We start from the raw sequence: 20,351 nt of genomic DNA, 5'->3' as shown, positions 1-20,351 counted from the left end.
GACCAGATAATAGGTGACCAGACCTATCTCATGACACTTCAGCAGACGCAGCGCGGTACCGGCTTGCGTTTCGGTTTCCACTTCTTCTTGGCGACATGGCGTTTCCGCACCGGCACATTTTCATAATAGGTGCGCGTTGAGGTCTCGACCGTCTCGGTCACGACGGGTGCGCCGTTGATGATCGTCGTCACGACGACGCCGGGCGTATAATAGCCGTAGCCATAACCATAGCCGCCATGGCGATAGGTCGTCGAAGTGCCGCCCGGGTAATAACCGCCTTGATAATATCCGCCCTGATAGCGGGCGCCGCGGCTCGACCACCATTGCTCGCATTTCTTCTTGTCCGCGGCGCTGCCGATCGCCGAGCCGGCCAGCGCGCCGACCCCGGCGCCGATCAGCGTGCCGGCGGTACGGTCGCCGCGGCCGGCAATGCGGTTGCCGGCGACGCCCCCCACGAGCCCGCCGACAACCGCGCCGCCGACTGTGCCCCCTCGGCCACAGCGGCGTTCCATCTCTGCCTCATAATGCGGGTCGTAGCCGCCGCCATAATAGGGATCATAGGCGGGCGGCGGGGGATAGCCCGCGCCACGGCCCTCGACCGTGCCTTCGTAGCGGCCCTCGTAACGGCGGCCGTCGGGCGCTTCATAGGTGCCGTCCCATGTGCCGGTCCAGCGCCCCTCGGCGTCATAGGTGCCATCGACGGTGCGATAGTCGACCTCGCTCGGCACGCGGTCGGGATAGCCGGTGTAGACGCGCGTATCGGGATCGGCGGGGACGCCATAATCGAGCGCCGGCTGCTCGGCGCGCGCATGGCCCGCCAGCAACAACGACCCCGCGGCCAACCCCAACAACACGAACGTGCGCATGACTTGCTCCCTGTTCCCTCGGCCGAACCGATTGGTTAACAATTTGTTAGCAAATTTAGCGCCTGTTCGCGATTCCGTTAACCTTGAAGAATTCGTCCCGTTTTGGGTCAGGGTTGGAGGATCTGCGGGGCGGGTTTCGGCCGATTGCGGCCGTTGATCTCCCCTCCCGCTTGCGGGAGGGGTTGGGGGTGGGCAGCGACGCCGCGATTGCCCACCCCGCTGCAACTAGCGAACAAGTTCGCAAGTTTCGCTGCCCCTCCCGCCTGCGGGAGGGGAAACCAGTTCAACAGCTCAACGTCCGCTCACCACCCCGAAACGGCCGCGCGCGATTGCTGCGCGGTCTTTCCGCCGATGGCGACTTTTCAGGACGCAAGCGCCGCCGCGATACGCGCCACCAGCGCCTCGGCGCCGGCCTGATCGGCGGCGGTGAAGCGCGCGGGGTTCGGGCTGTCGAGATCGAGCACGCCGACCAGCCGGTCGTCGGCGATCACCGGAACGACGAGTTCGCTGCGGCTCTCGGCGTCGCACGCGATATGGCCGGGAAAGGCGAGGACGTCGTCGACGCGCTGCGTGGCGCGCAGCCGCGCGGCGGCACCGCACACCCCCTTGTCGAGCGCGATGCGGATGCACGCGGCCTTGCCCTGGAAGGGGCCGAGCACGAGCTCGCTCCCGTCGAAGCGGTAGAAGCCCGCCCAGTTCAAATCGGGGATCGCCTGCCAGATCAGCGCCGCGACATTCGCCATATTGGCGATGCCGTCGCGCTCGCCCGCGACGAGCGCCGCGGCCGCGTCGCCCGCCTCGGCCCACAATTCGACCGGATCGGTGGCCGAGAAGGAGAGGGCATAGCTCATTGTTCGACCGCGAGCCCGGTCCACTTCGCCGCAAAGGCATATTTGTCGGCGGCTTCGGCGATGATCTTGTCGGTCGGCTTGCCGCTGCCGTGGCCGGCGCGGGTTTCGACGCGGATCAGGTGCGGCTTGTCGCCCGCCTTCGCGTGCTGGAGCGCCGCCGTATATTTGAAGCTGTGTCCCGGCACGACGCGGTCGTCGGTGTCGGCGGTGGTCACCAGCACCGCCGGATAGGAAACGCCGTCGCGGATATTGTGATAGGGCGAGTAAGCGAGCAGATTTTTGAAATCGCCTTCCTTCGACGGATAGCCATAATCGTCGACCCAATAGCGCCCCGCGGTGAAGCGGTCGAAGCGCAGCATGTCCATCACGCCGACCGCGGGCAGCGCCGCGGCGAACAGGTCGGGGCGCTGGTTGGTCACCGCACCGACGAGCAGGCCGCCGTTCGACCCGCCCTCGATCGCGATCTGGTCCTTGCCCGCTATGCCTTCGGCGATCAGATATTCGCCCGCGGCGATGAAATCGTCGAAGACATTCTGCTTCTTGTCGAGCCGGCCGGCGTCGTGCCACGCCTTGCCATATTCGCCGCCGCCGCGCAGGTTGGCGATCGCGAGCACCCCGCCCTTGTCGACCCAGGCGAGCCGCGTCGGGGAGAAGGCGGGGGTCATCGACACGTTGAAGCCGCCATAGCCATAGAGCAGCGTCGGCGATCCCTTGCTGCGGTCGAGACCCTTTTTCATCACCACGAACATCGGCACTTCGGTGCCGTCCTTCGACTTATAGAAACGCTGCTCGACGCTGAAATCGGCGGGCTGGAAGGTCAGCTTGGGCTCGGCGAAAATCTCACTTTTCCCGGTCTGCGTGTCGAAGCGATAGATCGTCGTCGGACGCGCATAGCTCGAAAAGGCATAGAAGGTTTCGGGATCGCTCGACTTGCCGCCGAAGCCCGACGCCGAACCGATGTCGGCGAGATGGATGTTGGCGATCGGCTTGCCGTCGAGCGCGACCATCCGCGCCTCCGACTTCGCATCGCCGAGGTAGGAGAGGATGATGCGATTGCCGACGCGCGACGCGCCGACCAGCGTCGCCTCATTCTCGCCGACGATTTGCGTCAGTTCGCCCGGCTTCTTGATGTCGAACGAGACGATCCGCCCCCGCGGCGCGTCCTTGTTGGTCAGGAAGGTGAAGCGCGTGCCCGCGTTGGTCACATATTCCCAATTGTTCGCATAATCGTCGACCAGCACGATCGGCTTCGCGCCCGGCTTGCCGAGCGGATGGAGCGTCAGACCATAGCGTTCGTCGGTCCCTTCGGACGACACGACGAGCAGATATTTGCCGTCGTCGGTGACGACCGCGCTGTTGTTGAGCTTGGGCTTGTCGGGGGTCGCGTGGATCAGCACGTCTTCGCTCTGCGGCGTGCCGAGCTTGTGGAAATAGACGCTGTGATTCTCGTTGAGCGACTGAAAGGCCTCGCCCGCTTCGGGTTCGGGAAAGCGCGAATAATAAAAGCCGCTGCCGTCCTTGGCCCAATCGAGCGCGGAGAACTTCACCCAGCGCACCTCGTCGGCCAGATCCTGTCCGGTCGCGACATCCTTGACGCGCACGATGCGCCAGTCGGTGCCGCCGTCCTGCACCGAATAGAGGAGATGCTTGCCGTCCTCCGACGGCTCCCATTCGGCGAGCGCGGTCGCGCCGTCCTTGGCCCACAAATTGGGATCGATCAGCACGCGGCCTTCGCCCTTCAGCCCTTCGCGGACATAGAGCACCGACTGCGGCTGCAGCCCGTCGTTGCGGCTGTAGAAATAGCGCGTTCCCGCCTTGGTCGGCAGGCCGAAGCGTTCATAGTTGTAAAGCTCGGTCATCCGCGCCTTGAACGCGTCGCGGCCGGGCAGCGTGTCGAGATAGGCGTCGGTCACCTCGTTCTGCGCCGCGACCCAGTCGGCGACCTTCGGATTGACGCGCACATCGTCCTCGAGCCAGCGATAGGGATCGGCGACGTCGACGCCGAACTGCGGGTCGACCGTGTCGCCGCGCGCGGTGTCGGGATAGACGAGCGCCGGGGCGGGGGCCGCCGCCTCGGCCGCCCCCTCCGCCGCTTGGCTCGCCGCCGGCGTCATCGCGAGGGCAACCAGCGCGAGCGGCGCGGACAGGCTTTTACGGGGCATGGCAAGGCGATCCTCATTGGTTCGGGAAATTATCGTGCGCCTGTATGTAAGGATCGGCAAGGGGCGGGCAAGGGGATTTGATCGCCCGCGGCATGTCTTGTCCGGGCAGCACGCCGGGGCGGCGATCGTGCCCGGACCGCCGCCCCGGCTATCGGGCCCTGCAACACGGACCCGGATATTATTTGCGGATCGAACTCACCTGGATGTTCTGGTCGCGCGACGCGCTGGCGATTGCCAGATCGGCCTGCGCCGAGGCGACGCGGCGGGTGTCGCGGCGGCATTGCCGCACGTCATTCTTTCCTTCGAGGTCATAATCGGGCGCGGTTCCGCAAACCGCGACGACGGCGCGCCAGATCCGGCGGTCGAGCGTCCTGGCGCCGGCCTCGGTCCGGAGGTCGAGGTCGCGATGTGCGACGGCGACGCTGGGGTTCGCGGGGACGGTTTGCGCCAATACGGGCTGGCCGGTCGGTACGGCAGCAAGGGCGGCGAGGATCAGAAGCTTTTGCATCTTATATCTCCATCGTCCGGCTCGGGGAGGAGGGGAGGAAGCCGGTCAGATGAAAATAGGCGATCGTCCGGCGCGGCAGGAGCAACGATGTTGCGCGGGCATTCTGCAAAATTGCAGAATGAGGCCGGGGCGATTATGGCGCACAAGGCGTCATGTACGATTGGAACGATCTCAAGGCCTTTCTGGCGGTGGCGGAAACGGGCAGCACCCTGTCCGCCGCGCAGGCGCTGCGCGTCAGCCAGACGACCGTGGCCCGGCGCATCGCCGCGCTGGAAGCGGCGACTAGGCTCAACCTGTTCGAGCGGCGGCAGGCGGGCTATGCGCTGACTCCGGTCGGTGAAGCGATGCTGGCGAGCGCGATGGCCGTGCGCGACGCCGCCAACCGCTTCGGCGAGGCGGCGGGCGCGCGATCACGCGACGCGGGCGGAACGGTCAGCCTGACGACGATGGAAATCTTTGCGGTGACGATCCTGCCGCCGATCCTTCGCGACCTGCGCGCCGCGCATCCCGCCATCCATATTCATCTCGACACGTCGGACGAACCGCGCGACCTTGCCGCCGGCGCGGCCGACATCGCGATCCGCAGCAGCAAACAGCCGAGTGGCGGCGGTCTCGTCGGGCGGCGCATCGCGGACAATCCGTGGACGGTCTATTGCAGTCGCGACTATGCCGACCGCCACGGCATTCCGCACACGCGCGACGAACTGGCCGGCCATCCCTTCATCGGCGGCGGCGGCGGCGTGTGGGAGCCCTATCAGGCCTGGCTGCGCCAATATGGGCTCGAGGATTCGGTGGTGATGCGATACGACACGGCATCGGGCCTGCTCGCCGGCGTGCGGGCGGGCATGGGCCTCACCGTCCTGCCGGCCTTCCTCGCCGATCGCGAAGCCGACCTGATCCGCTGCCTCCCGCCGAAAAGCGAGGATACCACGGGGCTGTGGCTGCTGACGCACGAACGGCTGCGCCATGTCCCGCGAGTGCGGACGGTGCTCGACTTTCTGGCGGCTGAGTTGGCGAAACTGGGGCGAGGCTAGGCGACAGGCCAATGTCTATTGAATCGTCATCCCGGCGGAGGCCGGGATCTCGCCGGCGCGTCAGGGCGAGACGATGAGATCCCGGCCTCCGCCGGGATGACCGAATAAGGAAGGTCGTGTTTCAGCCTAAGCCGATCGCGCGCCAAGCGCGGTTCGCCAGCCTCAGCGCAGCTTCGCACACCCCAGCGCCGCCGCGTCGATCGCCGTCGCCGCTCCGCGCAATCGATAGGTGTCGGCGATCGCGCGGCCGTCGGGCGTGCCGCTCTCGACGCTCATGCTCGGCGCCGACCGCATCGCGGCGACGATCGCGGCGTCCATGCGCGCGTCGCTCGCCCAGCCGTGCGCGCCGTTGCCGGTCAGGATGAAGCGCCGGCTGCCGATCGTCAGCCGCAACTCGCGGTCGGGCGCGCGCGCTTTCGACAGGCGGACATAGAATTGGCCGCGGATGCGCGACTTCGGCCAATAACCGACGCTGGCATAGGCTTTCACGCGCGGCGTGCCGATCGTCGCGGCGGGCGCGGCGAGGGCGTAGCAACGCGGGGTGGCGGGATCGCGGAACGCCCCCCAGCCGTCGAAAATGCCCAGCGCGACGGGCGATGCGGCGAGCGCCGCGGCGGGCGCCGCGACCGCAATCAGGAAAAGGAAGCCCCGCCGACGCATCGCGTCTCGTTCGCGCGATTGCCGCCGCTTTGCAAGCATGGCTTGCACCCCGCGATGCGTGCGTTAAGGAAGGTGGACATTTTCAGGGGCCAGAATCGGGGCGCGAATCGCCCGCGACGCTCTGTCCCCAGGGACTTCTCCCGCGAAACATACAGGATGGCGGATTAAGAATGAAAGCGACGATCGAACGCGCAGTCTTGTTGAAGAGCCTCGGCCATGTCCAGTCGGTGGTCGAACGGCGCAATACGATCCCGATCCTTTCGAACGTCCTGATCGAAGCCGATGCGTCGGGCCAATTGAAACTGATGGCGACCGACCTCGACCTGCAGGTCGTCGAAACGATCGCGGCGAAGGTGGAAACGCCGGGCACGACCACCGTGTCGGCGCACACCTTGTTCGAGATCGCGCGCAAACTGCCCGAGGGCGCCGAGGTCAGCCTGTCGGCCGCCGAGGGCAAGATGCAGGTCAAGGCCGGCCGTTCGAACTTCAACCTGCCGACGCTGCCGCGCGACGACTTTCCGGTGATCGCCGAGGGCGACCTGCCGACCAATTTCGAGCTGCCCGTCGCCGAGCTGATCCAGATCATCGACAAGACGCGCTTCGCGATCTCGACCGAGGAAACGCGCTATTATCTGAACGGCATCTTCTTCCACGTCGCCGAGGATGCGACGGGTCCGGTGCTGAAGGCGGCGGCGACCGACGGCCACCGCCTCGCGCGCTACACCGTCACGCGCCCCGACGGCGCGGCGTCGATGCCCGACGTCATCGTGCCGCGCAAATGCGTCGGCGAGATCCGCAAGCTGCTCGACGAGGCCGAGGGCAATGTCGAAATCAGCCTGTCGGCCAGCAAGATCCGCTTCCAGCTCGGCCATGCGGTGCTGACCTCGAAGCTGATCGACGGCACCTTCCCCGATTACAGCCGCGTCATCCCGACCGCGAACGACAAACTGCTCAAGGTCGATCCGAAGAGTCTGTTCCAGGGCGTCGACCGCGTGTCGACGATCGCGAGCGAAAAGACGCGCGCGGTCAAGGTCGGGCTCGACAAGGATCGCATCACGCTGAGCGTGACCAGCCCCGAGAATGGCACCGCGGCCGAAGAACTCGCGGCGGGTTATGACAGCGATGCGATGGAGATCGGCTTCAACGCGCGCTACCTCAGCGACATTTTGGGGCAGGTCGATGGCGACAATGTCGAGCTGCATTTGGCGGACGCCAACGCCCCGACCTTGATCCGCGAAAGCGAGAAGAGTCCGGCGCTGTACGTGCTGATGCCGATGCGGGTATAGTCTGGCGTCGCCCCCGCGAAGGCGGGGGCCGCTGGAGAGGTAACGCAAGGCCGATAGCGGCCCCCGCCTGCGCGGGGGCGACGATCTTCTCCTGCTCCGCTTTCCTTTTTTCTTTATCCCGCCTTCGCGACCCGCCAGATCACACCGCCGGTGTCGTCGGCGACGAGCGCGCTGCCATCCTTTGCGACCTTGACGTCGGCGGGTCGGCCACGGGTGGTCTCGCCGTCCTTGCCGAGGAACTGGTCGAGCAGGGTGATCGGCAGGGCGTTGACCGGTTTGCCGTTCGCACCGAACTTGACGAACACCACGTCATAGCCCGTGACGGGCTCGCGGTTCCACGACCCGTGGCGGGCGATCAGCGCGCCGCCCGCCCAGCGTTCGCCGAGGTCGAGGCCGTCGGTGAAGGTGAAACCGAGCGGCGCGGTGTGGGCGCCGAGGCCATATTCGGGGCGCTTGACATATTGGCGGCGATCCTCGGCCTCGGGCTCGACGCGCGGGTCGATGAAGCCGCCCCAATAATACCAGGGCCAGCCATAGAAATCGCCCTCGTCGAGGTCGGTCAGATAGTCGGGGACGAGGTCGCTGCCGAGCATGTCGCGTTCGTTGACGACCGTCCACAGTCGGTCGGAGCCGGGATAGAAGGCGAGGCCGACGGGGTTGCGGATGCCCGCGGCGAAGGTGCGCATATATTTGTTCTCGGGCCGCACCTCGAGCACGCTCGCGCGGCGGAACTCGCGGTTCATCCCCGCCTCGCCGATGTTCGAATCGGCGCCGACCCCGATATAGAGCCAGCCGTTGGGCGCAGCGACGAGGCTCTTGGTCCAGTGGCGGTTGGTGCCCTTCGCGGGCAGATCGACGACCTTCACCGGTTTGCCGCTCATCTTGGTCTCACCCTCGACATAGGGAAAGGCGAGCAGCGCGTCGGTGTTGGCGACATAGAGCGTGCCCTCGACCAGCGCCATGCCATAGGGCGAGTTGAGGCCGGTGATATAGGCGGTCTTCACTTCGGCCTTGCCGTCGCCGTCGGCGTCGCGGAGCAGGGTGATGCGGTTCGCCGACGGCTTGCGGCCCGCGCCGCCCTTGCCCATCAGATTCTTCATCACCGCGCCCTGCACGCCGCCGTCCTTGCGCGGCGGGCTCTGCGATTCGGCGACGAGCACATCGCCGTTGGGCAGCACCAGAATCGTGCGCGGATGATCGAGACCCTCGGCAAAGCGTGCGACCGTCAGTCCTTGCGCGGCGCGCGGCGCCTGGCCCGCGGGCCAGCTCGTCGCCTCGGGCACGTTGATCGTCGGAAATGTCTCGGTGCGCTGCGAGGCCATCACCGGCACCCGGCCGCTGAGTTCGGCGGTCGAGAAGCGCGCCACGTCGGGCCGCGACATGACATAGAGCGTGATGCCGCCGGCGATCAGCAGCACGAGCAGGGCGAGGGCGGCATATTTCAGGATCTTGCGCATGGCCCTTGTCTACACGCGCAAATCGCGGCGGCAAAGGGGTCGCGCGCGCGGACGCAGGGTTAACCGGTGAGGCGCGGCGATTAACCTTACCCGTTCGTTCATCACGGTTGGGAACGGCGCGGTGAGACGCGGGGGCATAGGGAAGGGCTCCGAGTAATGGACCAGGAACCGATGCACCTGCCAGCCCCCTTTCTTGCCGATCGCGCCGCGGTCGAGGACGCCCATGCGCTGATCAGCCTGCATGGCGAGGAAGCCGGCTTCGCGGCCGCCGCGCGCGCCGAGCAATATCGCGTCCTCGGCAACCATCTCCATTTCGCGCGCTGGCGCCAGATCGAACGGCTGATCACCTATTTGTCGGTCGAGGACGTGCTCGACACGGTGCATTGATCGGTTTCGCCGGGCGACTATTTTCCTTCGTCATTCCCGCGAAGGCGGGAATCCAGCTTCTTCCTATCGTTCGCGACCTTCTTCGCGCCTTTGCGTCTTTGCGTGAGTCTTTGAAAATCTCACGCAAAGGCGCAAAGGCGCGAAGAGGGAACAAAGCTGGATTCCCGCCTTCGCGGGAATGACGGGCTTGGACTACAGACGCAAACCGGCCGTCTCGGGCAGCCCCGCCATGATGTTGAGGTTCTGGACGCAGGCGCCGCTCGCGCCCTTGCCCAGATTGTCGAGCCGCGCGACGAGGCGCGCCTGGCTGGCATCCGCATTGGCAAAGACGAACAATTCGATGCGGTCGTCGCCGGGGTCGGACGCGCGAAGCAGCATCTCGCCACTTTCGGGCGCTGCGCCCATGACGACGATCGGGCTGTCGCCATAGAAATCGGCGAGCGTGGCGCGCAACGCATCGGGGGATGCGGCCGCCGGCATCGCGTTCAGCGGCAAGGGCACCTCGACGACCATGCCGCGATGCGCCGGGATCACGGCGGGCGAGAAGAGCGGGCCGATCGAAAGGCCGCACCGCGCCTGCATTTCGGGGAGATGCTTGTGGCCGAGCGCCAGCGCATAGCCGCGCCATGCGATGTCGCGGTCCTGCTCGAACCGTTCGATCAAGGCCTTGCCGCCGCCCGAATAGCCGCTGACCGCGTGGCAGATATAGGGCCAGTCGGCGGGCAGCAGCCCCGCGCGCACCAGCGGCGCGACGAGCGCGATGAAGCCGGTCGAATAGCAGCCGGGGTTCGACACGCGCGCCGCGGCGGCCACGGCGTCATGGCCGCTGACTTCGGGGAAGCCATAGACCCAGCCCGGCGCGACGCGATGCGCGGTCGAGGCGTCGATGACGCGCGTGCGACCGCCCTCGATCATCGCCACCGCTTCGCGCGCCGCATCGTCGGGCAGGCAGAGGATGACGAAATCGGCGTCGTTCAGCGCCTCGCGCCGCGCCGCGACGTCCTTGCGGCGCGCCTCGTCCAGCGCGATCAGCGAAAATTCGCTCCGCCCGGCGAGGCGTTCGGCGATTTCGAGGCCCGTCGTTCCCGCCGCGCCGTCGATGAAAACCGTCTGTGTCATGATGATTATCGCAGTCTTTTATATCCGCTCACCGGCGGATCATGATCCTTTGCGGCCGAACGCGCGATGACGTCGGCCAGCGGCTCGGCCTTCACCGCCATCCATCGTCGGCTCGCGTGGATGATATTCTTGTCGTCGGCCATGATGCCGACATGGCCGGGAAAGAAGACCAGGTCGCCGCGCGCGAGCGCCGCCGGATCGACGTCCTTGTCGGGGCCGAGCGCGGCCAACTGAAGGTCGCTGTCGCGCGGCAGTTGCACCCCCGCCGCGCCCCAGACGAGCTGGACTAGGCCCGAGCAGTCGACGCCCTTCGCGGTGCGTCCGCCCCAAAGATAAGGGGTGCCGATCATCTGTTCGGCGAGTTCGGCGGGATCGCTGTCTTGCGTGCCCACTTCGGCGAGCGCGGCGAGCGGCAGATAGCCGTGCGAAGTCGCGAGCCATTCGCCCTCGACTTCGCCCATCACCAGCGCGCCGCGCGGCAGCACGGCGGGTCCGCCGCTCGCGGCGTCGGGCGCGCTGTGGAGCATCGCTTCGATCATTTCGACGCGGTGCGTCGGCGCGATCGGGGCCGCAAGAGCCTCGGCGGCGAGATAGCCGACATAATGGTCGGCGAGGCAATAACCCCACGCCCAGCCGCCGGTAAGGTCGAGCAGGGCAAAGCCTTCGCCGAACAGCAATTCGCTCGTCTGGTCGGCATCGACCGAGGGGGAGGCGCGCAGCGCCGCGGCGGGCAGGACGCCGCTGCGCATCATCGGCGCGGCATAATGCGGCGCGAAATGCGTACCGGCGACGGCAATATCGGCGAGGTCGGGACGGATCGCGACGACGCGCGGATCGAAGTCCTGCGACCTTCCGGTCAGACCGAACCGGTCACGGCCCGCGCCAGCGGCGCCGGGGCGTCCCATGCGCACGCGATTGGCCGCTGAATTTTCGCCGCTGTCTGCTGTCACTTGCCGTCCTGTTGAAACCCGGGGTCCGCCGGGCGCGGACAATCGCGCGCCATTAGACCAGCAGGACCGGCTTTATCAAGAATGTTCAGCCCTTCGCCCGCCGGTCGTAGCGCGTCTGGAGCATCGCCCACGCCGCGCGCAATCCCAGTGCCGCGCCGCCCTTTGGCCGGCCGGGCTTGGCCGAGGGACGCCAGGCGAAGGTGTCGAGATGCGCCCAGGCGGTGCCTTCGGGCACGAAGCGTTTCAGGAACAGCGCGGCGGTGATCGACCCTGCGAAGGGCGAACTGCCCGCATTGCCGAGGTCGGCGATGTCGGTTTCGAGCAGGTCGGCATAGGGATCCCACAATGGCATGCGCCACAAGGGATCGTCGCGCTCGATCCCGCCCGCGATCATCGCTTCGGCAAGCGCGTCGTCGTTGGCGAAGAGCGGCGGCAGGTCGGGGCCGAGCGCGACGCGCGCGGCGTGACGCTGACCGGCATGCGACAGCAGCTCGGCGTGCGCCTGTTCGAGCGCGACGCGCGCGGCGCCGGTCAGCGTCGCGAAATCGACGATGAGCTCGGGCTGGGCCTCGCCCGCCTTCGCCAGCGCATCGCCGAGTACGAGCCGTCCTTCGGCATCGGTGTTGCCGATCTCGACCGTCAAACCCTTACGGCTTTTCAGCACGTCGCCGGGACGGAAGGCGTCGGACGAGATCGCATTTTCGGCCGCTGCGACGAGGCAGTGGAGCCGCACCGGCAGCCCGCTCGCCATCACCAGTTCGGCGAGCGCGAGCACATGCGCCGCGCCGCCCATATCCTTCTTCATCAGCCGCATCCCCGCTGCGGGCTTGATGTCGAGCCCGCCGCTGTCGAAGCTGATCCCCTTGCCGACGAGCGCGACGCGCGGATGATCCTCCTTGCCCCACTCGATCTCGATCAGCCGCGGCGCGTGATGCTTCGCCGCGGCGCGGCCGACCGCGTGGATCATCGGATAGCCTTGTTCGAGCGCCTCGCCCTTGGTGACGGTCAGTTTGCCGCCATGCGCCTTGGCGATGCGTTCGGCCGCCTTCTCGATCGCGGCGGGCCCCATGTCGGCGGCGGGCGTGTTGACGAGGTCGCGGACGAGCGCGACCGCGCGCATTTCGGCAACGATGGGCGCGATCGTGCCGACGTCGGTGGTCAGCAGGACGCGCGGTCCTTTGGCGGGCGCCTTCGATTTATAGGCGTCGAAGCGATATTGCGCGCTCATCCAGCCGAACAGCGCCTTGCCGGGCTGCTGGCCTTCGAGCCGGTAGCGGCCTTCGGGCAGGATCTGGCCCAGCTTGGCGAGGCACCAGGCCGACAGGCTCGCGACATCGGCGACGGTGGTGACGACCGCCCATTTTTCGGGATCGTCGCCCGGCAGGATCGCATGGACGAACGCATCGGGCTTGAAGCCGACCGCCGCCAGATGGGCGCGTTCGCGCGCGCTGCGGCCCTTCAGCCACTCGTCATAAGTCTTTTTGTCGACGAGATGGATGGGGCGGGCATCCTGTCCCTTGTCGGGCTGGATCATGTCGGAATAGTCGGTCATACGAGCCGTGCTAGGCCGGTCGGGAAACTTTGTCGATTCCCGGCGTTATGTCGGCATGATGACTGAAAAGGCCTGGCGAAACGCCATCCCGATCCTTGCCGGCGCGCTGTTGCTGGCGGGCTGTTCCGAAGACGCGCCGACCAAGGCGGAGAAAGTGGCCGCGGCGTCGGTGCCCGGCGCGCCGCCGCAGGGCGCCGTCGACGAGGCCGCAAAGCAGGCGCCCGCTTCGAACGTCAGCGAAGACAATGAGCTGATCGAATTCGCCTATGCCTATCCGGCGGACGCCGCGCAAATTCCCGAACTGGCGAAATTGCTCGACGAAGATCGGGCGACGAAACGCGAGGCGCTCGTCACCGCGGCCGGACGCGACAAGGCGGCGGCGGAGAAAGAGGGTTTCCCCTATCGCAAACATAGCCATCTCCAGACCTGGAAGCGCGTCACCAGCACCCCGCGTTTCCTGAGCCTGTCGGCGGAGATCGGAACCTATTCGGGCGGCGCGCACGGCATGCAGAGTTTCGATACGCTGATCTGGGATCGCAACCGGCGCGAGCGGATGAAGCCGCTCGACCTGTTCAAGAGCAGCGCGGCGTTCGACGCGGCGGTCCGCGAACCCTTTTGCGCTGCGATCGAGCGCGCGAAGGCGGCGAGAGGGATCGCGATTGACGAAGCGCCCGATGGCGTCTTCGCCAAATGCCCGCCTGCGTCGGCGCAGACCGTGTGGCTCGGCTCGTCGGACGGGCGTTATCTCGACCGCCTGACGATCGCGATCGCGCCCTATGAGATCGGCCCCTATGCCGAGGGAAGCTGGAAGATCAACGTCCCGATGACCGGCGCGCTCGTCAAGGTCGTGAAAGACGAGTTCGCGCGCGACTTTCTCCCCATCAACTGAACAAGGACAAGCGATGGCGAAGCGGCCCAAAGCCGGCAAGGTCGGCGAAAGCGCGAAGGAAAAGAAGGGCAAGCGGAGCGCGGCGGCCAAGCTGCGCCGCGAAGTCGGGAGCGGCAAGACGATAGCCCAGCCGCCGTCGGACCGCGAATCCGACCTCGACCGCGCCCCGAAATGGCAGCCGCGCTACCCGGGGTCGGGGCGGCTCGACGGCAAGGTGGCGATCGTCACCGGCGGCGACAGCGGCATCGGCCGCGCGGTCTGCGCGCTCTTCGCGCGCGAGGGCGCCGACATCGCGGTCGTCTATCTCGAGAACCGAGCCGACGCGGTCGAAACCGCCGCAATCGTTGAGGCCGAAGGGCGGCGGGCGATTGCGATCAAGGCCGATGTCGGCAAGCCGAAGGCGGGCGAAAAGATCGTCGCGCAGACGGTCGAGAAGCTCGGTCGCCTCGACATTCTCATCAACAATGCCGGCGAGCAGCATCCGGCGGCGGATATCCGCGACATCGGCGAGGACCAACTGCAGCGGACCTTCGCGACCAATATCTTCGGCATGTTCTATCTGGTTCAGGCTGCGCTGCCGCACCTCAAAAAAGGAGCCGCGATCGTCAATTGCACCAGCGTGACCATGTATCAGGGGTCGAAGGGCCTGCTCGATTACAGCGCCACCAAGGGCGCGATCACCGCCTTCACCCGTTCCTTGAGCGAAAATCTGGTCGAGAAGGGCATTCGCGTGAACGGCGTCGCGCCCGGCCCGATCTGGACCCCGCTCAACCCGCGCGGCGGTGCGCCCGCCGAAAAGGTCGCCACGTTCGGTGAAAGCACGCCGATGAAACGGCCCGGCGAACCCAATGAGGTCGCGCCCTGCTTTCTGTTCCTCGCGTGCGACGACAGCAGCTATATGTCGGGTCAGGTGCTGCATCCCAACGGCGGCACAATCGTTAATGGCTAGCGGGGCGGGCAAGGAGAGAGACCATGCCAGCCAAATCGAAAGCCCAGCAGAAAGCCGCCGGCGCCGCGCTCAGCGCCAAGCGCGGCGACACGCCCAAGTCGAAACTGAAAGGCGCGTCGAAACAGATGGTCGACAGCATGACCGAAAAACAGCTCGAGGATTTCGCCAAGGGCTCGACCAAGGGCAAGCCCGAGCACGCGGATTGACAAAGCGGGGCCGCCGATTTCCACGTCGCTCCCGCGAAGGCGGGGGCCGCTATCGGCCTTGCGCTATCTCTCCAGCGGCCCCCGCCTTCGCGGGGGCGACGTGCTTTATTCCGCCGCTTCGAGTTCCGCGGGCGCTGCCGCTACGGTCGCGTCCGCGTTGCTGAACGTCAGCACGCCGTCGGCAATCGCCCCGGTGCGCATGTCGACGCGGTCCTGCACATAATTCTGGCTGAGCCGCCATGGCAGCGACGCCGTGCTCTTGGGCATGATGTGCAGCGACCGCTGGATATAGCCTGACGAGAAGTCGAAGACATTTTCCTCTTCGAGGCTCGCCGGATCGGCGAGCGCCGGGGTCGCGACCGTCGTTCCCGTATCGCGCATATGATTGAGCACGCGGCAGACATATTCGGACACGATATCGGCGCGCAGCGTCCAGCTCGCGTTGAGATATCCGAACACCGCCGAGAAATTCGGGACGTTCGAGAACATGCACGCCTTGTAATAATAATGATCGTGCCAGTTGACGGGCTCGCCGTCGACACGCACCGGAATCTTGCCTGCGACCGCGAGCTTCAGCCCCGTCGCGGTGATGATGATGTCGGCGTCGAGATGTTTGCCCGACTTGAGCTGGATGCCCGTGCTGTCGAACTTCTCGATATGATCGGTGACGACCGATGCCTCGCCTGCCTTCATCGCTTCGAAGAAATCGGCGTCGGGAACGAGGCACAGCCGCTGCTCCCACGGATTGTAGGGCGGGGTGAAGGCTTCGGCGTCATAATGGTCGCCAAGGCTTTCCTTCAGCTTCTTGGTCAGGAACTCCTTGACCTTCTCGGGCTTCTCGCGCGCGCGGCGGAAGGCGATGTCCTGCAACCGGACATTCTTGAAGCGCGTGATTTTGTAGGCGAGCTCTTCGGGCAGGAATTTGCGCAGGAAATTGGCGAAGCCGTCCTTGGCCGGGCGGATGAAATACCAGGTCGGGGTGCGCTGGAGCATCGTGACGTGCGCCGCTCCCTTCATCGACGGCACGATGGTGACCGCGGTCGCGCCCGATCCGATCACGACGACCTTCTTGCCCTGGTAATCGAGGTCCTTGGGCCAGAATTGCGGGTGGATGATCTGCCCCTGGAAATCCTCGCGCCCCGCGAACCCGGCATCGAAGGGCTCGTCATAATCATAATAGCCCGAGCCGAGGTAGAGCCAGCGCGCGGTGGTCGTCGAAGTCGCACCCTTGCTGTCCTCCATCGTCACCGTCCAGCGCGCCGCAGCACTGTCCCAGTCGGCGCCGACGACCTTGCGGTCGAAGCGGATACGCTCGCGGATATGGCGCTCGTCGACGATGCGGTTCAGATATTCGAGGATCGCCGGGCCGTCGGCGATCGATTTCTCGTGCTTCCAGGGTTCGAAGATGAAGCCGAGCGTGTGCATGTCGCTGTCCGAACGGATGCCGGGGTAGCGGAACAGGTCCCAGGTGCCGCCAAGCTGCTCGCGGCGCTCGACCAGCGCGAAGCTGCGGTCGGGGCAATTCATCTGGAGATGCACGGCCATGCCGATGCCCGAAATGCCGGCGCCGACGATCAGCACGTCCTGATCGACCGGTGCAGCCTTCGCGTCCACGGGGCGTTCCATCGTCGCCGTGCCTGCCATCGTCTCGTCTCCCATCTGTCTTTGGGTGGCAGCTTACGCACCGCGTTGCATTTTGCAATCGAATTGACAGCCGTGAAAGTAGAGGGATCTAGAGGCCTCTCCCTTGTCGCTGTCACATTATTGTCATAGGGGCGAAATCCAATTGTCATCATTCTGCCATTGCACCGTATCAACTATAGGAAAGGATTGATCTAAGTGCGCCAGATCGCGGTCCTTCCCTATCGATTCGGCGGCCCGGCGCAGGACGGCCCGACCGAAATCCTGCTGATCACCTCGCGCGAAACGAAACGCTGGGTGGTGCCGAAGGGCAATCCGCTGAACGGAATGGCGCGCCACGCGGCCGCCGCGATCGAGGCCGAGGAGGAGGCGGGCGTCATCGGCGCGGTGTGCCCGACGCCGATCGGCAGCTATGAATATAGGAAGCGCCGGGCGAACGGCGCGTCGATCATGTACAATGTCGAGGTTTTTCCGCTTGCGGTGACCAACGAGCTCGACGAGTGGAAGGAAATGGACGAGCGGGAACGCAAATGGTTCCCGTTCCGCGAAGCCGCGAAGGCGGTCGACGAAGCCGATTTGCAGGCATTGATCCGCTCGTTCGGCGACGGGGGGTTCCGCGCCGTCGCGCAGCCGCGCGACGTGGTCCAGAATATAAGCGAAAAGACAGGGGTAAGCCGGATGTTCGCATGGTTTCAGCGTTTGCTGCCGCGACAGGGAAATTTCTTCGAGCTGTTCGAAAGCCACGCCGCGACGCTCGTCGCCGGGGCCAACGCGCTGTCACGGATGCTGCAGGGCGGGGAGGGCATGGAAGATCATGTCCAGGAAATCATCGAGCGCGAGCATGATGCCGATGCGATTACGCGCGAAGTGCTGCAGACCGTCCGCCGCACCTTCCTGACCCCGTTCGACCGCAGTGCGATCACCGACCTCATCGCCTCGATGGACGATGCGATCGACGAGATGCAGAAGACCGCGGGCGCGGTCGACCTCTACGACGTCACCGAGTTCGAGCCCGAGATGCGCGACATCGCCGGCATCATCGTCGATGCCGCGCGGCTGACGGCGGAAGCACTGCCGCTGCTCCGCAACATCGGCGCCAACGGCCCGCGCCTCCACGAACTCACCGAGCGGCTGGTGCGGATGGAGGGCCATGCCGACGAGATTCACGCGGCGGGGCTCAAGCGCCTGTTCCGTGAGCATGGCGAGGCGAACCCGACCCGCTTCCTGATCGCGCGCGAGCTCTTCCGCCATCTCGAACGCGTCACCGACAGCTTCGAGGATGTCGCGAACGAAATCGACGGCCTGGTCATCGACCACGCATAAGCGGGGGCGTCCTTCATGCACGAACTCGCTTTCCCGCTCCTCGCCGGCCTCATCCTCCTCGCGCTGGCGTTCGACTTTCTGAACGGGCTGCACGATGCCGCGAACAGCATCGCGACGGTGGTCGCGACGCGTCTGCTGCGCCCGGTGCAGGCGGTGCTGTTCGCCGCCTTCTTCAACTTCGCCGCCTATTTCCTCAGCCTGGCCTTCCCGGCGCTGCACAAGGTGGCGGAGACGATCGGCGCGGGCCTGATCGACAAGGATCTGGTGACCCCGGCGGTCGTGTTCGGCGCGCTCGTCGGCGCGATGTTCTGGAACATCGTCACTTGGCTCAAGGGCATACCCTCCTCGTCCAGCCATGCGCTGGTCGGCGGGATCGTCGGCGCGGGGGTCGCGCATGCCGGGTTCGAAGGTATCCAGTGGGCCGGTCTCAACAAGACGGTGATCGCGATCTTCCTGTCGCCGATGCTCGGCATGCTGCTCGCGATGCTGGTCATGCTCGTCAGCAGTTGGGCACTTCGCCGCGCCACCGCCAAATTCGCCGAAACGACCTTCCGCTACCTCCATCTCCTTTCCTCGGCCGCCTATTCGCTCAGCCACGGGCTCAACGACGCGCAGAAGACGATGGGGATCATCGCGGTCCTCCTCTATTCGACCGGCTATCTGTCGGGCGAATTCCATGTGCCGCACTGGGTCGCCTTCGCCTGCTACATCGCGATCGCCTTGGGCACGCTGTCGGGCGGATGGAAGATCATCGAGACGATGGGCGGCCGCATCACCAAGCTGTCGCACCATCAGGGCTTCGCCGCCTCGACCGGCGGGTCGATCATGGTCTTCACCGCGAGCCTGCTCGGCATTCCGGTATCGACCACGCACACGATCACCGGCAGCATCATCGGCGCCGGCGTCGCGCGCCGTGCGAGCGCGGTGCGCTGGGGCGTCGCGGGCAACGTCGTCGCGGCCTGGTTCATCACCATCCCGGCGAGCGCGGTCGTCGCGGCCGCCTTCTACGCGATCACGCGTCTGTTCTGATCATTTCGCCGGACGATAATCGACGCTCGCCGCGCCGATCATCCGCACCGGCAGATAGAGCCCATCGCCATAGGCCTTGATCGCGCCGGTTTCGAAGCCGTCGATGCGCGTGCGGATGACGAAGGCGCCCTCGCGGCGCTGGTCCACCGCGCGTCTGATCTTGCCTTGCAACTCGTTCAGGTCGCGGGTGAAATTCTGCGTCAGCGCATCGGCGATCAGCGGCGCGAACCCCTCGCTGCGACCGAGCAGGATGAGCAGGTCGCCGCCGACGCCGTCGGTGTCGCCATTAACCTCGAGGCCGGTGAAGCGGACTTTCGCCGATCCGGGCTCGTTCACCGGCACCGCGGTCATCCAGATGCGGCCGCGGGTCGGCGCGCCGCCGCGCGCGCGCAGCCGCGCCTCGACATCGACGCCGACCGCGACCCGCCCGCCGGGGACGCCATAGAGGGTCGACTTGCCGAAACGCACATCCATCGCGCCGAGCTTCGGCAGTACGAAGGGCCGCGTCGCCCGCTTGGCGAGCGCGCGGTCGATGACCGGTTGCAACTGCGCATAGTCGGCGATCACGGGAACGCGCACGTCGAGATGCGGCCGCGGCGTCTCGCGGACGAGACGGGGGAGCGGCGTGGGTGCGGGATCGGGCGGGCGTTCCGAAACGAAGCTTTCGGTGACGGCCTCGAGCCCCAGGTCGATACGAATCCGCTGCCCGTCGAGCCGGTAGCCGCCGTAGAGAAGGCGTTGCGGTGTGACGCGCATCCACACCGGCGGATTTTCGCGGTTGAGTTCGAGCGAGGTGAAGGCCTGACGCCAGACGTCGGCCGCCTGCCCGCGGATGTCGATCTTCGCGATCTCGCGCGCCACCTCGCGCTCGACGCTCGCCACCACGGGTTTCAGCTTCTCGTCGGCCTCGTCGGTGAAGGTGATCCGCTTGCCCAGAAAGTCGATCCCCGGCGCCCGCGTCCAGCCATAGGTGACGCGCGCCTTGCCCCGCGTGCGCCAGTCGGGCGTCAGCTCGATGCGGATGCGCGCATGCGCCATCGCCGCGCCGGTCGCGGTCTCGCCCTTCAGCACCCCGCCGACGTCGCGTGCGCTGATCCGGGCATGGAGCGGCACGTCGACGACGAACTCATCGCCCTCGCCGCGCAGCCGCAGGGCCCCGCGCGTCACTCGTCCGGTGATCGTGCAGGCGATCGGCGGGGTGACCTTGACCTTTCGGCCGAAGACCTCGACCCGCTGCGGCCTGACGCAGGCGCGCTCGCGCCGGTCGATCGTCCACAAGGTTCGCGGCACCGCGCGTTCGAGCGCCTGCTTGAGCGAAGCCGTGCCGGCCTCGATCGGCACCGCGATCAGCGAAACCTGCGTCGGGGAGGGGGCTTTTTCGGTCGCGCGCGGCGGCGCTTCGACTTCGACCCGGCGATCGCAGGCGGCGAGCAATCCCAGCGAAAGCAGTGCGGCAAGCCTCGAGATACGCATGAACGGCCT

General features: G+C 66.3%; 19 protein-coding genes. 8 read left to right on the top strand and 11 right to left on the bottom strand.

Going from position 1 to position 20,351, the window contains the following annotated elements:
* Window positions 1–38: 38 nt before the first annotated feature.
* The 4 genes from QZL87_RS12340 to QZL87_RS12325 all read right to left on the bottom strand — a co-directional run bounded on the left by QZL87_RS12340 (window position 39) and on the right by QZL87_RS12325 (window position 4,387).
* Window positions 39–866 (bottom strand): glycine zipper 2TM domain-containing protein, encoded by an 828-nt coding sequence (locus QZL87_RS12340; RefSeq protein ID WP_295319777.1) that lies wholly within the window; start codon window positions 864–866, stop codon window positions 39–41.
* Window positions 867–1,228: 362 nt separating this feature from the next.
* The gene (locus QZL87_RS12335; RefSeq protein WP_295319776.1) at window positions 1,229–1,717 is read right to left on the bottom strand and encodes a GAF domain-containing protein; all 489 of its coding nucleotides are present in this window, start codon (window positions 1,715–1,717) and stop codon (window positions 1,229–1,231) included.
* Window positions 1,714–3,879, bottom strand: a complete 2,166-nt coding sequence (locus tag QZL87_RS12330) for a prolyl oligopeptidase family serine peptidase (protein WP_295319774.1) — start codon at window positions 3,877–3,879, stop codon at window positions 1,714–1,716. The genes QZL87_RS12335 and QZL87_RS12330 overlap by 4 nt, the downstream gene beginning before the upstream one ends.
* A 178-nt stretch (window positions 3,880–4,057) precedes the next feature.
* The gene (locus tag QZL87_RS12325; protein ID WP_295319772.1) at window positions 4,058–4,387 is read right to left on the bottom strand and encodes a UrcA family protein; all 330 of its coding nucleotides are present in this window, start codon (window positions 4,385–4,387) and stop codon (window positions 4,058–4,060) included.
* A 152-nt stretch (window positions 4,388–4,539) separates the two neighbouring features.
* Here QZL87_RS12325 and QZL87_RS12320 point away from each other — a divergent pair, with 152 nt between their 5' ends.
* Entirely contained in the window at window positions 4,540–5,421 is an 882-nt protein-coding gene (locus tag QZL87_RS12320; RefSeq protein WP_295319771.1) for a LysR family transcriptional regulator, read from the top strand.
* Window positions 5,422–5,583: 162 nt separating this feature from the next.
* Here the strand turns inward: QZL87_RS12320 and QZL87_RS12315 are convergent, their stop codons facing one another.
* Entirely contained in the window at window positions 5,584–6,081 is a 498-nt protein-coding gene (locus tag QZL87_RS12315) for a hypothetical protein (RefSeq protein WP_295319769.1), read from the bottom strand.
* A 170-nt stretch (window positions 6,082–6,251) separates the two neighbouring features.
* On the opposite strand from QZL87_RS12315, the gene dnaN reads away from it, so the two are divergent.
* Window positions 6,252–7,367: a DNA polymerase III subunit beta gene (gene dnaN, locus QZL87_RS12310; protein ID WP_295319767.1), complete on the top strand. Its 1,116-nt coding sequence runs from the start codon at window positions 6,252–6,254 to the stop codon at window positions 7,365–7,367.
* A 113-nt stretch (window positions 7,368–7,480) separates the two neighbouring features.
* Here the strand turns inward: dnaN and QZL87_RS12305 are convergent, their stop codons facing one another.
* Window positions 7,481–8,824, bottom strand: coding sequence for a sorbosone dehydrogenase family protein (locus QZL87_RS12305; protein ID WP_295319765.1), 1,344 nt, complete (start codon window positions 8,822–8,824; stop codon window positions 7,481–7,483).
* 171 nt (window positions 8,825–8,995) lie between these two features.
* Between QZL87_RS12305 and QZL87_RS12300 the strand changes: the two genes are divergently transcribed.
* Entirely contained in the window at window positions 8,996–9,211 is a 216-nt protein-coding gene (locus QZL87_RS12300; protein ID WP_295326872.1) for a hypothetical protein, read from the top strand.
* A gap of 192 nt (window positions 9,212–9,403) precedes the next feature.
* Here QZL87_RS12300 and argC read toward each other — a convergent pair whose 3' ends face one another.
* From argC to QZL87_RS12285, 3 genes are all read right to left on the bottom strand, one after another.
* Complete coding sequence (argC, locus tag QZL87_RS12295) at window positions 9,404–10,330, bottom strand: N-acetyl-gamma-glutamyl-phosphate reductase (protein ID WP_295319764.1); 927 nt, start codon at window positions 10,328–10,330, stop codon at window positions 9,404–9,406.
* 5 nt (window positions 10,331–10,335) lie between these two features.
* Window positions 10,336–11,280: a C40 family peptidase gene (locus QZL87_RS12290; protein ID WP_295319762.1), complete on the bottom strand. Its 945-nt coding sequence runs from the start codon at window positions 11,278–11,280 to the stop codon at window positions 10,336–10,338.
* A gap of 85 nt (window positions 11,281–11,365) precedes the next feature.
* Entirely contained in the window at window positions 11,366–12,832 is a 1,467-nt protein-coding gene (locus tag QZL87_RS12285) for a leucyl aminopeptidase family protein (RefSeq protein WP_295319759.1), read from the bottom strand.
* Window positions 12,833–12,887: 55 nt separating this feature from the next.
* On the opposite strand from QZL87_RS12285, the gene QZL87_RS12280 reads away from it, so the two are divergent.
* Genes QZL87_RS12280 through QZL87_RS12270 form a run of 3 tightly spaced genes read left to right on the top strand, consistent with a single transcriptional unit; the run spans window position 12,888 to window position 14,876 of the window.
* Window positions 12,888–13,721: a DUF3298 and DUF4163 domain-containing protein gene (locus tag QZL87_RS12280; RefSeq protein ID WP_295319757.1), complete on the top strand. Its 834-nt coding sequence runs from the start codon at window positions 12,888–12,890 to the stop codon at window positions 13,719–13,721.
* Window positions 13,722–13,734: 13 nt separating this feature from the next.
* Window positions 13,735–14,670 (top strand): SDR family oxidoreductase, encoded by a 936-nt coding sequence (locus QZL87_RS12275; RefSeq protein WP_295319755.1) that lies wholly within the window; start codon window positions 13,735–13,737, stop codon window positions 14,668–14,670.
* Window positions 14,671–14,693: 23 nt separating this feature from the next.
* Window positions 14,694–14,876, top strand: a complete 183-nt coding sequence (locus QZL87_RS12270) for a DUF3008 family protein (RefSeq protein ID WP_166938385.1) — start codon at window positions 14,694–14,696, stop codon at window positions 14,874–14,876.
* Between the two features lie 105 nt (window positions 14,877–14,981).
* On the opposite strand, the gene QZL87_RS12265 is transcribed toward QZL87_RS12270, so the two are convergent.
* Window positions 14,982–16,502, bottom strand: a complete 1,521-nt coding sequence (locus QZL87_RS12265) for an NAD(P)/FAD-dependent oxidoreductase (RefSeq protein ID WP_295326870.1) — start codon at window positions 16,500–16,502, stop codon at window positions 14,982–14,984.
* 213 nt (window positions 16,503–16,715) lie between these two features.
* On the opposite strand from QZL87_RS12265, the gene QZL87_RS12260 reads away from it, so the two are divergent.
* Window positions 16,716–17,840, top strand: coding sequence for a DUF47 family protein (locus QZL87_RS12260; protein WP_295319753.1), 1,125 nt, complete (start codon window positions 16,716–16,718; stop codon window positions 17,838–17,840).
* A 15-nt stretch (window positions 17,841–17,855) separates the two neighbouring features.
* Window positions 17,856–18,869: an inorganic phosphate transporter gene (locus tag QZL87_RS12255; protein WP_295319751.1), complete on the top strand. Its 1,014-nt coding sequence runs from the start codon at window positions 17,856–17,858 to the stop codon at window positions 18,867–18,869.
* Here QZL87_RS12255 and QZL87_RS12250 read toward each other — a convergent pair whose 3' ends face one another.
* Entirely contained in the window at window positions 18,870–20,342 is a 1,473-nt protein-coding gene (locus QZL87_RS12250) for a DUF4403 family protein (RefSeq protein ID WP_295319749.1), read from the bottom strand. It lies immediately after the preceding gene.
* Between the last annotated feature and the right edge of the window lie 9 nt (window positions 20,343–20,351).

Origin of the sequence: uncultured Sphingopyxis sp., assembly GCF_900078365.1 — a bacterium.
Lineage (GTDB): Bacteria > Pseudomonadota > Alphaproteobacteria > Sphingomonadales > Sphingomonadaceae > Sphingopyxis.
This window is presented reverse-complemented; position numbering and strand designations above follow the sequence as displayed.

Bases quoted from the DNA above. Each gene is read 5' to 3' on its own strand.
- QZL87_RS12255 (WP_295319751.1), top strand. From the start codon at position 17,856: ATGCACGAACTCGCTTTCCCGCTCCTCGCCGGCCTCATCCTCCTCGCG.
- QZL87_RS12280 (WP_295319757.1), top strand. From the start codon at position 12,888: ATGATGACTGAAAAGGCCTGGCGAAACGCCATCCCGATCCTTGCCGGC.
- argC (WP_295319764.1), bottom strand. From the start codon at position 10,330: ATGACACAGACGGTTTTCATCGACGGCGCGGCGGGAACGACGGGCCTC.
- QZL87_RS12325 (WP_295319772.1), bottom strand. From the start codon at position 4,387: ATGCAAAAGCTTCTGATCCTCGCCGCCCTTGCTGCCGTACCGACCGGC.
- dnaN (WP_295319767.1), top strand. From the start codon at position 6,252: ATGAAAGCGACGATCGAACGCGCAGTCTTGTTGAAGAGCCTCGGCCAT.
- QZL87_RS12275 (WP_295319755.1), top strand. From the start codon at position 13,735: ATGGCGAAGCGGCCCAAAGCCGGCAAGGTCGGCGAAAGCGCGAAGGAA.
- QZL87_RS12305 (WP_295319765.1), bottom strand. From the start codon at position 8,824: ATGCGCAAGATCCTGAAATATGCCGCCCTCGCCCTGCTCGTGCTGCTG.
- QZL87_RS12250 (WP_295319749.1), bottom strand. From the start codon at position 20,342: ATGCGTATCTCGAGGCTTGCCGCACTGCTTTCGCTGGGATTGCTCGCC.
- QZL87_RS12330 (WP_295319774.1), bottom strand. From the start codon at position 3,879: ATGCCCCGTAAAAGCCTGTCCGCGCCGCTCGCGCTGGTTGCCCTCGCG.
- QZL87_RS12265 (WP_295326870.1), bottom strand. From the start codon at position 16,502: ATGGAACGCCCCGTGGACGCGAAGGCTGCACCGGTCGATCAGGACGTG.
- QZL87_RS12340 (WP_295319777.1), bottom strand. From the start codon at position 866: ATGCGCACGTTCGTGTTGTTGGGGTTGGCCGCGGGGTCGTTGTTGCTG.
- QZL87_RS12300 (WP_295326872.1), top strand. From the start codon at position 8,996: ATGCACCTGCCAGCCCCCTTTCTTGCCGATCGCGCCGCGGTCGAGGAC.
- QZL87_RS12320 (WP_295319771.1), top strand. From the start codon at position 4,540: ATGTACGATTGGAACGATCTCAAGGCCTTTCTGGCGGTGGCGGAAACG.
- QZL87_RS12270 (WP_166938385.1), top strand. From the start codon at position 14,694: ATGCCAGCCAAATCGAAAGCCCAGCAGAAAGCCGCCGGCGCCGCGCTC.
- QZL87_RS12335 (WP_295319776.1), bottom strand. From the start codon at position 1,717: ATGAGCTATGCCCTCTCCTTCTCGGCCACCGATCCGGTCGAATTGTGG.
- QZL87_RS12315 (WP_295319769.1), bottom strand. From the start codon at position 6,081: ATGCGTCGGCGGGGCTTCCTTTTCCTGATTGCGGTCGCGGCGCCCGCC.
- QZL87_RS12285 (WP_295319759.1), bottom strand. From the start codon at position 12,832: ATGACCGACTATTCCGACATGATCCAGCCCGACAAGGGACAGGATGCC.